This window comes from Silanimonas sp. (assembly GCF_044377035.1).
In the GTDB taxonomy this organism is placed as follows: Bacteria; Pseudomonadota; Gammaproteobacteria; order Xanthomonadales; family Xanthomonadaceae; genus Silanimonas.
On record NZ_JBILJW010000024.1, the window covers coordinates 15475 to 28601 of the forward strand.

Sequence of the window (13127 nt, forward strand, 5' to 3'; positions counted from 1 at the left end):
AGTCGGGCGTCGCGCCATGGGCTGTGCCGGGGCCCGCGGTGAACGTCCCACCGGCTTCTGAGGAGAGTGCCGATGTCGCTTCGCCCCGGCCTGCTGGCCACCGCCGTGCTCCTCGCCCTGCCCGTGCAGGCCGCCCCCACCGCCCTGCAATGCGGCGATGTCTTCGATGCCAAGGCCGGCCGCCTTATCGGCGCGCAGACCATCGTGGTCGATGCCGGCCGCATCACGGCACTCCAGCCGGGCAAGGTGGCGGTGGAAGGCGCCACGACCATCGACCTCGCCGGCCACACCTGCTCGCCGGGCTGGATCGACCTGCACGTGCACGTCGGCCAGGAGTCGAACCCGAACAGTTACTCCGAGGGCTTCCGCCTCGACGACGTCGATTTCGCGCTGCGCGCCACGCTCTACACCCGCCGCACCGTGGAGGCCGGCTTCACCAGCGTGCGCGACCTCGGCGGCGAGATCGCCCCGCACCTGCGTGACGCCATCAACGCCGGCACGATCCCGGGCCCGCGCATCTATGCCGCGGGCAAGTCGATCGCGACCACCGGCGGCCACGCCGACCCGACGAATGGCCTGAACAACACCCTGTCCACGCTGATGGGCCCGCCCGGTCCGACCGAAGGCGTCATCAATGGCGTCGACGCGGCCCGCCAGGCCGTGCGCCAGCGCTACAAGGAAGGCAGCGACACCATCAAGATCACCGCCACCGGCGGCGTGCTCAGCTACGCCCGCAGCGCCGATGCGCCGCAGTTCACGGTGGAGGAGATCCGCGCCATCGTCGACACGGCGAAGGACTACGGCTACACGGTGGCCGCCCACGCGCACGGCGACGTCGGCATGCGCCGCGCAATCGAGGGCGGGGTGACCAGCATCGAGCACGGCACCTTCATGAGCGACGCGACCATGCGCCTGATGAAGGAAAAGGGCACCTGGTGGGTACCGACGCTCAGCGCCGGCCGCTTCGTGGGTGAGAAGGCCGAGATCGACGGCTTCTACCCGGAGATCATCCGTCCGAAAGCGCGCGCGGTCGGTACGCAGATCATGGCGACCTTCCGCCGCGCCTATGCCGCAGGCGTGCCCATCGCCTTCGGCACCGACGCCGGCGTCAGCCCGCACGGCGACAACGCCCGCGAGTTCGAGTTCATGGTGGAAGGCGGCATGCCCGCCAACGTGGCCCTGCAGGCCGCCACCGTTAATGCCGCCACGGTGCTCGGCGCCACCGACCTCGGCCAGATCGCGCCGGGCTTCCACGCCGACATCGTCGCCGTGCCCGGCAATCCGCTGACCGACATCGGCCTGACCCGAAAGGTCGACTTCGTGATGAAGGGCGGCGCGGTGGTGAAGCCGCTCGCCAACTGACCGCCTTGCAAGCCGGTGCCCCCGCCCCCATCCGTGGGGGCATCGGCGCCTTGCGCCTTTCCCTCGTGAGACTTCGATGATCCGCCTCGACGCCTTCGGCACGCCGCCTGCCTCCGCTCCCACCGCCGACGCCGCGTCGCCGCACGTGTTCGACGTGACGCTGGAACGCTTCGAGGCCGAGGTGCTGCTGAAGTCGAAGGACGTCCCGGTGCTCGTGGACTTCTGGGCCACCTGGTGCGGCCCCTGCAAGACGCTCGGCCCCATCCTCGAGAAGCTGGCCGCCGAGTACCACGGGGCCTTCCTGCTGGCGAAGGTCGATGTGGACAAGGAGCAGCAGCTCGCCGGCTATTTCCAGATTCGTTCGGTACCGACGGTGATGCTGCTCAAGGGCGGCCAGATCGTCGACGGCTTCCCCGGCGCGCTGCCGGAGGGGCAGCTGAAGGCTTTCCTCACCCAGCACGGCATCTCGCCGGCCGAGCCTGTGGCCGAGGAAGCGGCCGCCGAGGCGCCACCGGTCGACCCGGAAGCCGAGGTGATCCGCCTGCGCCACGCCGTGGCCGAAGCCCCGGACGACGGCGCGCTGAAGCTCGACCTCGTGCTGGCCCTGCTGAAAGTCGGCGCCGCCGCCGAGGCGGAAACGCTGCTCGACGCCCTGCCCGCCAACCTCGCCACCGACGACCGCGCCGTAAAGGCCCGCGCGCGACTGGGTTTCGCCGCCCTGCTGAAGGACGCGCCGCCGGCTGTGGTGCTCGAACAGGCCATCGCCGCGAACCCCGACGACCTGCGCGCCCGCCACCTTCTTGGGGCGCGCTGCATCGTCGAGGGTGATTCGGAAGCCGGCCTCGTGCAGTTCCTCGAAATGCTCAAGCGCAACCGGGCCTACGAGGACGGCCTGCCGAAGAAGGCCCTGATCGACGCCTTCCGCGTGGTGGACGACGAGGACCTTGTGGGCGCCTACCGGCGGAAGATGGCCTCCGTGCTGTTCTGAGCCCGCCGTGCTCGCCTGGCTGTTCGGACAACGCAAGGATTTCCGGCCAACGCTTAGCGTCGTCCCCGCGGACATGGCGATGCGGGACATCGGCGGCGGTCACGGCCCCTCGTTTCCTTTCGAAGCCTCGCTGGTCTGGGCGGAGGACTTGCCCACACCCGACTGGCAGGCCTTCGACGTTTGGCGAGCCGGCATCGAGGACGATACGGCGTCCGCAAGCGCTTGGATGGATGCGGAACGCAGCTTCGTGCTGCATCTCGCGAAAGCTCTGGGCCCGCCCTACCGCGTCCACGAGAGCGCCGACGCGTTCGTCCTGAGCCACCTCGACGACCGTCGCGCACGCGTCGTCATCGATCACATCGGACGGACGCGCAGCCGGGTGATCCGGCTGCTGGACGGTCTCGCCGAGCGGCCAGACCTCGGCAAGGACGTGTTCCTGCTATTCGCCGAGCAGGACGACTACTACCGCTACATCAGCCGCTACTACCCGGAAGGTGGCGAGTACGCCGGCAGCGCCGGCATTCACATCAACCAGGGCTGCGGCCATTTCGCCGCTCACGGTGACGACCTCCTGCACATCGAACCAACGGTCGTGCACGAGATGACGCACAGCCTCGTGTCGCACCTGCCCTTGCCCCTCTGGCTCAACGAAGGAATCGCGGTCAACACCGAGCGTCGGCTTTGTGCCGCCTCCTTGGATTACGAAGCGGCCGAGCGCCAAGCTCGCCACCGCTCATTCTGGAACCCGCAGCGCATCGCGGACTTCTGGTCGGGTGAGGCCTTCCATTCGCCCGGCGAGCAGGTGGCCGAACTGGCCTACGACCTCGCGCGGCAGATCGTCCAAGGCTTGGCGACGAATTGGCCGGTGTTCCGCGACTTCGCGCTTCGCGCTGACTTCGCCGATGCCGGAGAGTCGGCGGCCAATGAGACCTTGGGTGTTGGGCTGGGGGAACTGGTCGCCAGCGTGCTCGATCTCGATCCCCAGCAGACTCCGGGACCGTCACTCTCTCCCCAACCCGCTCCTCCCTGAGCCTTCCTCCATACGCATGCGTATGGCATGATCGCCGCGCCTACTGCTGCGCGATCTCCTGCATGCCGCCCCGCCTGCTCCGCCACTTCTTCAACGTCTGGCCGCCGTTCCTGCTGTCCGGCATCCATGTCACGCACCTCGGCGCCGACTGGCGCAGTGCCGAGGTCGAACTGCGGATGCGCCCTTGGAACCGCAACTACGTGGGCACGCACTTTGGCGGCTCGCTGTTCGCGATGACCGATCCGTTCTGGATGATCCTTACCCTGCGCGCGCTGGGCGATGACTACGTGGTCTGGGACAAGGCCGGCGAGATCGAATTCGTGAAGCCCGGCCGCGGCACCGTGCGCTGCCGCTTCGACCTCAACGACGCTGTGCTCGATGAGCTCCGCGCCGAGGCGGCCGGGGGCGGCAAGGTGCTGCGCTGGATGGACTGCCCGGTGGTCGATGCCGAAGGCGACGTGGTGGCCCGGGTGCGCAAGCAGCTGTACGTACGCCTGAAGCCGAGGGTTCGCCGCGAGGCCGCCGCGGAACGTGACGCCGCTCACAGCCCGCAGGACAGCAGCGCCCCAAGGCCCTGATCGACGCGGATCCACGCGGTTTCCCTGCTGGACAGGCCACGGACGACGCGCGAAGCTGGCCGCCCATACCCCCCGCCCGACCCGCATGGCCATCCTGCGCTTCACGCCGTCGCCCGACGAGGAGATGTCGCCGGAGGAGTTGTCGGCCCTGCTGACCTCGATGATGCCGGACATCCCCGGCTATCGGGTCATGCGGCGCATCGGCAAGGGCGGGATGAGCTTCGTCTATCTCGCGGTGCAGGAATCGCTCGATCGCCAGGTGGCGATCAAGATCACCGCGCCGGAGATCCTCCGCGACGAGATCAGCAAGCAGCGCTTCGAGCAGGAAGCGCGGACGATCGCGAAACTCGAACACCCCTGCATCGTCGGCATCTACGAAGTGGGCCGCTCGCCGCAGGGGCTGATGTACTACGTGATGCCCTACCTCTCGAAGGGGCATCTCGGCCAGCGCGACCTGCGCAACGACGAGCCGCGGATCATCGCCGTGCTGCGCTCGCTGCTCTCCGCGCTGGGCTATGCCCACACCCGCGGCATCGTGCACCGCGACGTCAAGGCCGAGAACGTCCTGTTCGACAACGCCGATCGCCCGGTGTTGGCGGATTTCGGCATCGCGCTCCCTTTCCGCAGTTCGACGCGCATCACCAATGTCGGTTTCGCCGTGGGCAGCGCCGCCTACATGGCGCCGGAGCAGGCCCGCGGCGACAACGTCGACGGCCGTGCCGACCTGTATGCCGTTGGCGTGCTGGCCTACGAGATGGTCACCGGCCATCTGCCCTTCCAGGCCAATGACGCCCTCGCATTGGCGGTGATGCACGCCCACGACCCGATACCGCCCCTGCCGAGCAACCGACGGCATTGGCAGCCCTTCATCTCGCTGGCCATGGCGAAGACGAAGGAGCAGCGTTTCCGCAATGCCGAACAGATGCTCAGCGCGCTCGACGAACTCGAGCGCCGGCACCGGCTTGGCCCCGCCCGCGAAGCGGCGCCCGAACCGGCCGCGACGCCCCCGGGCCGCACCACTGGAGAAAGCCCCGCCACGTCACGGCCCGCCGGACGCTGGCTGGGCGTGGGTGCCGCGGCGCTGGTGATCGCGGCCGGTGCGGCCTGGTGGATGGCCTCGCGCGACCAGGCGCCGGATTTCCTCACCATCGATGGCAGCGCACCGACCGTGGTTGACGACCCGATCGGCTCCGTCGCGATTGCCGCGGGGGCTGCGCCAGCCCCGGCCGGCGCCGAGGCCGGGATGCCGCCCACGCCCCCTTCGGCCGAGGCCGCTCCCGCGGATCGCGCCGACAACGCGCCGACGCCGACGGCTTCAGCCGCCTTTGTCTCGCAGGCCCTGCCCTACGACCCGCGCGTGCCGGCGGCGCGCGAACTCGCCGCCGCGCAGCGGCAGATCGCGCGGCTGCGCCTATCCACACCAGCCGGCGACAACGCGATCGAGTCCCTGCTGGCGGCGCGCACCCTGGCCCCGCGCGATCCCGCCCTGCCCCGACTGGAGGCCGCGCTCATCGCCGCTTTCGGCGCGCAGATCGACAAGGCCCTCGACGACGACGACAACGCCAACGCGGTCGCGCTGTGGCAGCGCGCCCAGCGCTACGTTGAGCAGGCCGCCCTCAAGGACAGCGCGGCTTGGACGACGCTGGTCGACGCGCGCGCCACCGCCGTCGAACGCCGCTTGGCCGACGCCGCCTCCCGGCGCAGCGCACGCGAACTGAAGCGCGCCACCGACGAGATCGCGCTCTACGGCCTCGACGAGGCGCGCTTCGCCGACGCCATCCGCACCGCCCGCGTGGCGTTGCTGCCGCGGCCGGGCGCCCGCCTCGAAGGCGGCGGGCCGGCGATGCGCCTGGTCACCGCGCCCAGCGAGGCCCGGCCGGGCCTCGCGGCGATGGAAACGGAAGTGACCCGCGGCGACTTCCTCGCCTTCGTGCAGGCCACCGGCCGGCCGGTGTCGCGCTGCCGCGGTGGCTTCCTCGAGCGCCGCACCTGGAGTGATCCCGGCTTCGCCCAGACCGCGCGCGACCCGGCGGTGTGCGTCACCGCCGCCGACGCCGACGCCTACGCGCAATGGCGCGGCCAGCGCGATGGTGTCCGCTATCGCCTGCCGACGGCCGGCGAATGGAGCCAGTTGAGCCAGGGCGCCGCGGGTGATTGCGCCGGCACCCGCCTGAATTGCGACCGCCGCGAGGGCACGGTGCCGGTGGGCGCCGGCAAGGCCTCGTCGCTGGGGCTCGTCGATATCGGTGGCAACGCCCGTGAGTGGCTGGCCGGCGGCCGTCAGACCGCGGGCGCCGGCTGGCGCACGAATGCCGCGCAGGCGCGTGCCGGTGCGACGCAGGCCGCGGGCGACGAACGCGGGCAGGACGACCTCGGCTTCCGCCTCGTGCGCGAGGTCTCGCTGGACGAATTGCTGGACGCCTCGCCCCGCCGTCCACGCTGAGCCCGCTACGATGGCGCTATGCGCAATCTCCGCACCTGGTTCCTCACCGGCCTACTGACCCTGCTGCCGCTCTGGCTGGCATGGTTCGTCATCAGCCTGCTGTTCACCCTGCTCTCCGACCTCTCGCGGCCCTGGGTGGGCCCCCTGCTCAACGGCCTCGCCGGCGCGCAGCCGGAGGTGTTCGGCTGGGCCACGCACCCCTGGGTGCTGCCGGTGGTGGCCCTCGTCGGCACGTTGCTGATCATCCTCGGCGTCGGCGCGCTGACGCGCCGCGTGGTCGGCCAGACCCTGCTGCGCTGGACCGAAGGCCTGATCGCCCGCGTGCCCCTGGTCAACGTCGTCTACTCGAGCGCACGCAAGCTCCTCGACCTGCTGCAGCATCCGCCGGGAGGTGGCGCCCAGCGCGTCGTGCTGATCGATTTCCCGCATCGCGACATGAAGGCCGTCGGCTTCGTCACCCGCACGCTGCGCGAGGAAGGCACCGGCCGCGAGCTCGCGGCCGTGTACGTGCCGACCACACCGAACCCGACCTCGGGCTACCTCGAGATCGTGCCGGTCGACCGTCTCACCCCGACGCAGTGGAGCTTCGACGAGGCGATGGCCTTCATCATCTCCGGCGGTGCGGTGGCACCGAAGGAAGTGCCCTTCGAGGGGCCGCGCCAGTGACCCTGCTCGACGACCGCGCGACGCGGCTGTTCCTGATGCTGGCGGCCTTCTTCGCCGTCAACGCGGTGCTCGCGAACCTGATCGGCGTGAAGATCTTCGCGCTCGAAGACACGCTCGGCGTCGCGCCCTTCGAATGGTCGCTTTTCGGCCAGAGCGGCTCGCTCTCGTTCACCGCCGGCGTGCTGGTGTGGCCGCTGATCTTCGTGCTCACCGACCTCGTCAACGAGTTCTACGGCCGGCGCGGCGTGCGCTTCATCAGCCTGCTGTCGGTCGGCCTGATCCTCTACGCCTTCGCCTTTGCCTACGCGGCCATTGCCCTGGTGCCGGCCGGCTGGTGGGTGGGTGCCGCGCAGGCCAATGGCGTGCCCGACCAGCAGGCGGCGTTCGCGGCGATCTTCGGACAGGGGCTGTGGTCGATCCTCGGTTCGACCGTGGCTTTCCTCATCGGCCAGTTCATCGACATCGCGATCTTCGTCCGCATCCGCCGAATGACCGGCGAGCGCTGGGTGTGGCTGCGCGCCACCGGTTCGACGGCCGTCTCGCAGCTCATCGACAGCTTCGTCGTGCTCTACATCGCCTTCGTGATCGGCCCGCAGGTCTGGCCGACTTCGCTGTGGCTGGCGGTGGGCACGGTGAACTATGGCTACAAGGTCGCGGCGGCGATCGCGCTGATCCCGCTGATCTACCTCGCGCGCCGCGCCTTCACCGCGTGGCTCGGTCGCGAACGCGCCGAGCAGCTGCGCATGGCCGCCGCGCAGGGCTGACCCATGCGCGCCTCGCGCACCGGTGAACGGCCCAAGCCGCGCACGCGCACCCTCACGCTGAACGCCGGTTTCTTCGTCGGCGTCGGGCTGGTGCTCGCGCTGGCGTGGTGGGTGCACGGCGACGAACCGCCGGGCCTGCGCGGCGAACCCGACTTCGCCCCGCTGCGTGGCGAACCCTTCCTCGTGGTGTACGGCGCGCCGTCCTGCAGCGCCTGCATCGAGGAGTGGAAGGCGCTTCGCTCCACGTTACCCGGCGGGCTGCGCGTGGTGCACCTGCTCACTCGCGAGGGCACGGGGCCGGTGGCGGACGCGGCGGCGCTCGAGGACTGGTCCGCCCGCCTCCGGGTGCCACGCGCCGCCGTCCTGCCCGCGGACCTCACGCGCTCCACGCTCCCCGCGGTCGTGCTGCGCGACGAGCGCGCGCGGTGGCGATTCGAGCATGCCGGCCCGTGGAATGACGAAGCCCGCGCGCGCCTGGAGCGCGCTTTGCGGCTCGAGGGCGCGCTTCCTCACGCAGCACCGTGACCTCAGGCCCATGCGGCCGTCTTCACATCGGCAGAAGCTCGGCGTTCCCCGACCCTACGTGTCGACCGCTGCCGGAGTTTCCCGCCTTGCCCTTGCGCCCGCTCACTCTCGCTCTGGCGATCAGCCTCGCCGTCGGCCTGCCCGCCGTTGCCCACGCGCAATCGACGCCCGCGGCACCGGCGACCACGACGGCCAGCGAGGCTGTGCAGCCGGCGGATGCCGCCGCCGACGCGCTGTTCGCCGAGTACTGGGAAGCCTCGCTGAAGCTCTCGCCGCTGCGTGCCACCTTCGTCGGCGACGCCCGCTACAACGACCAGCTGCCCGACCTTTTCAGCGCCGAGAGCCGCGCCGAAGCCTCGGCCTTCAACAAGGCCTGGTTGGCCCGGGTGGAGGCCCTCGACCTCGAGGCCCTCTCGCCGCAGCGCCGCCTGAGCGCCGAGATCCTGCTGCGCGAGATGAAGCTCGAGATCGAAGGTGAGCGCTTCCCGAGCTGGCAGCAGCCGCTCGACCAGTTCCGCAACGTCGCCGCGCTGTTCGCGCAGCTCGGTTCCGGCACGAACGCACAGCCCTTCAAGACCGTGCAGGACTACGACAATTGGCTGAAGCGCGCCTCGCGCCTGCCGGTGCTGTTCACCACGATGCAGGCCAACATGCGCGAAGGCATGGCCAGCGGCGTCGTGCAGCCGCGCGTGCTGATGCAGAAGGCGATCCCGCAGCTCGACGCGCTGATCAAGGACAAGCCCGAGGACACGCTGTTCTGGCGCCCCATCGCCAACCTGCCCGCCGACATGCCCGCCGCGGAGAAGGAGCGCCTCACGGCCGCCTACCGCGCGCTGATCGCCGAGCAGCTGATGCCGGCCTACCGCGAGCTGCGCCGCTTCGTGGCCGAGGAGTACCTGCCCAAGACCCGCGACACCGTCGCCATCTCGGCGCTGCCGGACGGCGAGGCCTGGTATGCCTACCTCGCCAAGGTGCAGACGACGACCGACCTCACGCCGGCGCAGATCCACGACATCGGCGTCGCCGAAGTGGCGCGCATCCAGGGCGAGATGCATGACGTGATGAAGCAGATGGGCTTCGAAGGCAGCCTGCAGGACTTCTTCGTCCACATGACGACGGCGAAGGAGTACGAGTACCCGACCGAAGCGGCGCTGCTCGCCGACTACAACTCGCTGCGCGAGCGCATCGATCTGCGTGCGAAGGACATGTTCTCGCTGGTGCCGAAAGCCGGCTTCGAGATCCGCCCGGTGGAAGCCTTCCGCGCCGCCTCCGCGGCCGGCGGCAGCTATCAGGGCCCGAGCCAGGACGGCACGCGCCCGGGCGTGTTCTACGTGAACACGCACGACCTGCCGAGCCGCAAGAACTGGGACCGCGACGCGCTCTACCTGCATGAAGCCGTGCCCGGACACCACTTCCAGATCGCGCTGCAGCAGGAACTGACCGGCCTGCCGATGTTCCGTCGCTTCGGTGGCGAAACGGCATTTGCCGAGGGCTGGGGCCTGTACGCCGAATCGCTGGGCAAGGAACTCGGCGCCTACGACACGCCGCAGCAGTACTTCGGGCGCTTGCAGGCCGAGATCTGGCGCGCCATCCGCCTCGTCGTCGACACCGGCCTGCACAGCAAGGGTTGGACGCGCGAACAGGTCATCGCCTACATGAAGGCCAATTCGGCCACGACCGACACCGAAGCCGTCTCCGAGGCCGAGCGCTACATCGCCATCCCGGGCCAAGCCCTCGCCTACAAGATCGGCGAGTTGAAGATCCTCGAACTGCGTGCGCGCGCGGAAGAAGCGCTCGGCGACGCGTTCGACATCAAGGCCTTCCACGCCGAAGTGCTGGAGGACGGCTCGCTGCCGCTTTCGGTGCTGGAGGCGAAGCTCGACCGCTTCATCGCGGCGCGCAAGGGCTGAATCCGCTTGGGCCGATTGGAGGGCAAGGTGTGCCTGGTCACCGGTGCCGCGCGCGGCATCGGTGCCGCCATCGCCCGCGCCTTCGTGGCCGAAGGGGCGATGGTCTGGCTGACTGACGTGCGCGACGACGAGGGCCGCACCCTCGCCGCCGCGCTCGGCGCACGCGCACGCTATGAGCGCCTCGACGTCCGTGAGGAAGCCGACTGGACGTCGGTCGTGGCGGGCGTGCTCGCCGCGCAGTCCCGCCTCGACGTGCTGGTGAACAACGCGGGCATCACCGGCTTCGAGGAGAGCAGCGCACCGCAGGACCCCTGCCACGTGGCGCTGGCCGATTGGCAGCGCGTGCACCGCACCACGCTGGACGGCGTATTCCTCGGCTGCCGCGAGGCCTTGCGGGCGATGCGTCCCGCTGGGCGTGGCAGCATCATCAACATCGGCTCGCGCTCGGGCGTGGTCGGTATTCCGGGCGCGGCCGCCTACGCTTCGGCCAAGGGCGCCGTCCGCAACCACTCCCGCAGCGTGGCGTTGTGGGCCGCCGAGCAGGGCACGGCCATCCGCTGCAACGTCATCCAACCCGCCGCGGTGCTGACGCCGATGTGGGAGCCGATGCTCGGCGACGGCCCGGATCGCGAGGCGCGCATGGCCGCCTTCGTGGCCGACACCCCGCTTCGTCGTTTCGGGCAGGCGGAGGAAGTGGCGGCGCTTGCCGTCCTGCTGGCCTCCGATGAAGCCACGTACATCACCGGTGCCGAATTCAACGTCGACGGCGGCCTGCTGGCCGGCGCTGCCGCGGCTCCCACGCGCGAGGACGCGTGAGCCGGCCCCGCATCGCCATCGTTGTGTTCGACGAGGTCGAGGTGCTCGACTTCGCCGGGCCCTTCGAGGTGCTCTCGGCGCTGCGACTCGACGAAGCCACGCGCCGCGATTCGGCGTCGCCGTACGAGGTGATCGTGGCCGGTGTGCAGCCAGGCCTCGTGCACTGCCGCGGCGGGCTGAAGGTGCAACCCGACACGACCATCGCCGAACTCGACCCGGCCGCGCTCGACACGCTGCTGGTGCCCGGCGGCTACGGCGTGCGGCCGCTGCTGCAGGACGCCGCCTTCCTCGCTTGGCTTCGCCGGGCTGCGCCGCAGCCGCGCCGGTTGGCGTCGGTGTGCACGGGCAGCCTGCTGCTCGCGGAAGCCGGGCAACTCGATGGCGTGCGGGCCACCACGCACTGGAAGAGCCTCGACTGGATGGCGCGGGACTGGCCGTCGGTGCAGGTGCAGCGCGAGCGGCATTGGGTCGTCGACGGCCGCGTCGCCACCTCCGCGGGCATCAGCGCCGGCATCGACCTCTCGCTGAAGCTCATCGAAGCCGACTTCGGGGAGGACCTCGCGCGCGCTACCGCCGCACACATGGAGTACCCGTGGCCGGAAAGCGACGCGCGCCGCCTTCCCGAGTCTTGAACGCGAGGTGGGCGTGATTGCCCGGATCGTCGCGGCGTGGCAGCGTTCCAACGAATTTGGAACCCCCGGCCCATGACCCAGACCCCTTCGCCCGCCGCGAACGACACCGGCGACACACTGCCCCAGCGCACCACCCCGACCTGGGAGATGGAGACCCTGCTCTCCGGCGCGACCGTCTTCGCGCTGTTCCAGGCCTACGCCGAACTCAACGTCGCTGTCTTCTGGCTGTTCGAACGACTGCCGAGCGACCTGGGGGGCATCGTCAGCCCGCTGGGCTTGTACGTGCAGGGCGCCGTGCTCGGGCTCGCGCTCGGCTTCCTCGTGCATCTGCTGCTGCGCGCCGCTTGGGTGTCGCTGGTCGGGCTGCGATCGGTGGATCCGGAAGGCCGGCTGCGAGAGAACGAGAACCTCGGGCCGGCGCAGCGCGCCCTGCTCGGCGAGGCCCTCGATGCCCTGCCCCAGCGGATCGCGGCGCTCGACGACGCCGCCACGCTGGTGTTCGGTGCGGCACTCGGGCTGGCCAAGATGATGACGGGGCTCACCCTGACGCTCGGCGCGCTTTTCCTGCTGGCGTATGCCTTCGCGAAGGGCCTTGGGCTCGACAAGCACCTTGTCCCCATCAATTTCGCCTTCCTGGCCCTGTGGATCGTGCCGTTGATGCTCGCCACGATGGTCGACAACCATGCTGGCAAACACGGCCGAGCGGCACCGCGCTGGGTGATGCCGGTCCTGCGGGGCTATGCGCTGGCGGGATTCACGGCGGACCGCAACCTCGGCACGACAATGGCCACCTACCGCGTGGCCGGGGTGAAGCGGGGATGGCGGGCCCAGTTCGCCATCGCGGCCATCGTGACCAGCGTCATCCTGGTGGCCCTGCTGGTGCCGGTGCTGCAGAACCGCGGCATCGGCGGCCTGCTCGACGGCGATTTCCCTGGCCTGCACGGCGGCGATGCCGGCACGCTGCGCGCCGCGCACTACCTCGACCGCCAACGCGTCGGAGAGAGCCATAACGCCCCCGCGCTCGCCAGCGAGGTGCTCACCGGCCCCTACGCGAAGCTCTGGATTCCCTATGTGCCGGAGTGGCACGACGCCGCGCTGGCGCGCTGCGCGCCGAAGTCGCGCGAGCGCTGGCTCGCCGATTCCGCGGCCAGCCGTGCCGTGCTCGACTGCCTCGCCGCCTCGCAGCCCATCCGCTTGGATGGTCAGCCCGTCGATGCCCTCTGGTGGTGGAGCGAGGATGCGCGGCACGATCGCCGCGGCTTCCAGGTGATGATCGACGTGCGGGCTAAACGCACCGGGCCCTTCCTGCTCGAGATCGACCAGCCCGAATCGCAGCGGAAGCTCGACGACAACGCCACGGGCGACGACGACCTCCCGTGGCGCATCCCGTTCTGGCGCTGAGGGCCTCGCGCT

The 13127-nt window shown here is 70.3% G+C and carries 12 protein-coding genes; all 12 read left to right on the top strand.

The window, feature by feature from the left end:
• Positions 1-72: 72 nt before the first annotated feature.
• The 12 genes from ACIQ6S_RS12490 to ACIQ6S_RS12545 all read left to right on the top strand — a co-directional run bounded on the left by ACIQ6S_RS12490 (position 73) and on the right by ACIQ6S_RS12545 (position 13115).
• Complete coding sequence (locus tag ACIQ6S_RS12490; RefSeq protein WP_397608646.1) at positions 73-1362, top strand: amidohydrolase family protein; 1290 nt, start codon at positions 73-75, stop codon at positions 1360-1362.
• Between the two features lie 76 nt (positions 1363-1438).
• Positions 1439-2350, top strand: coding sequence for a thioredoxin (gene trxA / locus ACIQ6S_RS12495; protein WP_397608647.1), 912 nt, complete (start codon positions 1439-1441; stop codon positions 2348-2350).
• A 7-nt stretch (positions 2351-2357) separates the two neighbouring features.
• Complete coding sequence (locus tag ACIQ6S_RS12500; protein WP_397608648.1) at positions 2358-3380, top strand: hypothetical protein; 1023 nt, start codon at positions 2358-2360, stop codon at positions 3378-3380.
• 62 nt (positions 3381-3442) lie between these two features.
• Positions 3443-3958 (top strand): DUF4442 domain-containing protein, encoded by a 516-nt coding sequence (locus tag ACIQ6S_RS12505; protein ID WP_397608649.1) that lies wholly within the window; start codon positions 3443-3445, stop codon positions 3956-3958.
• Positions 3959-4043: 85 nt separating this feature from the next.
• Entirely contained in the window at positions 4044-6401 is a 2358-nt protein-coding gene (locus ACIQ6S_RS12510) for a protein kinase (RefSeq protein ID WP_397608650.1), read from the top strand.
• Positions 6402-6419: 18 nt separating this feature from the next.
• Positions 6420-7067, top strand: a complete 648-nt coding sequence (locus ACIQ6S_RS12515) for a DUF502 domain-containing protein (protein ID WP_397608651.1) — start codon at positions 6420-6422, stop codon at positions 7065-7067.
• A 35-nt stretch (positions 7068-7102) separates the two neighbouring features.
• Positions 7103-7831, top strand: a complete 729-nt coding sequence (locus tag ACIQ6S_RS12520; RefSeq protein WP_397608667.1) for a queuosine precursor transporter — start codon at positions 7103-7105, stop codon at positions 7829-7831.
• Between the two features lie 3 nt (positions 7832-7834).
• On the top strand, positions 7835-8356 hold the full coding sequence (locus ACIQ6S_RS12525; protein WP_397608652.1) for a TlpA family protein disulfide reductase: 522 nt from the start codon (positions 7835-7837) through the stop codon (positions 8354-8356).
• A gap of 86 nt (positions 8357-8442) precedes the next feature.
• Entirely contained in the window at positions 8443-10266 is a 1824-nt protein-coding gene (locus ACIQ6S_RS12530; protein WP_397608653.1) for a DUF885 domain-containing protein, read from the top strand.
• A 27-nt stretch (positions 10267-10293) separates the two neighbouring features.
• Positions 10294-11082, top strand: coding sequence for an SDR family oxidoreductase (locus tag ACIQ6S_RS12535; protein ID WP_397608654.1), 789 nt, complete (start codon positions 10294-10296; stop codon positions 11080-11082).
• Positions 11079-11714, top strand: coding sequence for a DJ-1/PfpI family protein (locus ACIQ6S_RS12540; protein ID WP_397608655.1), 636 nt, complete (start codon positions 11079-11081; stop codon positions 11712-11714). The genes ACIQ6S_RS12535 and ACIQ6S_RS12540 overlap by 4 nt, the downstream gene beginning before the upstream one ends.
• Before the next feature lie 72 nt (positions 11715-11786).
• Positions 11787-13115, top strand: coding sequence for a hypothetical protein (locus tag ACIQ6S_RS12545; RefSeq protein WP_397608656.1), 1329 nt, complete (start codon positions 11787-11789; stop codon positions 13113-13115).
• Positions 13116-13127: the final 12 nt, after the last annotated feature.

Coding starts and splice junctions, on each gene's coding strand:
- ACIQ6S_RS12545 (WP_397608656.1), top strand. CDS start 11,787: ATGACCCAGACCCCTTCGCCCGCCGCGAACGACACCGGCGACACACTG.
- ACIQ6S_RS12510 (WP_397608650.1), top strand. CDS start 4,044: ATGGCCATCCTGCGCTTCACGCCGTCGCCCGACGAGGAGATGTCGCCG.
- trxA (WP_397608647.1), top strand. CDS start 1,439: ATGATCCGCCTCGACGCCTTCGGCACGCCGCCTGCCTCCGCTCCCACC.
- ACIQ6S_RS12505 (WP_397608649.1), top strand. CDS start 3,443: ATGCCGCCCCGCCTGCTCCGCCACTTCTTCAACGTCTGGCCGCCGTTC.
- ACIQ6S_RS12490 (WP_397608646.1), top strand. CDS start 73: ATGTCGCTTCGCCCCGGCCTGCTGGCCACCGCCGTGCTCCTCGCCCTG.
- ACIQ6S_RS12515 (WP_397608651.1), top strand. CDS start 6,420: ATGCGCAATCTCCGCACCTGGTTCCTCACCGGCCTACTGACCCTGCTG.
- ACIQ6S_RS12520 (WP_397608667.1), top strand. CDS start 7,103: ATGCTGGCGGCCTTCTTCGCCGTCAACGCGGTGCTCGCGAACCTGATC.
- ACIQ6S_RS12525 (WP_397608652.1), top strand. CDS start 7,835: ATGCGCGCCTCGCGCACCGGTGAACGGCCCAAGCCGCGCACGCGCACC.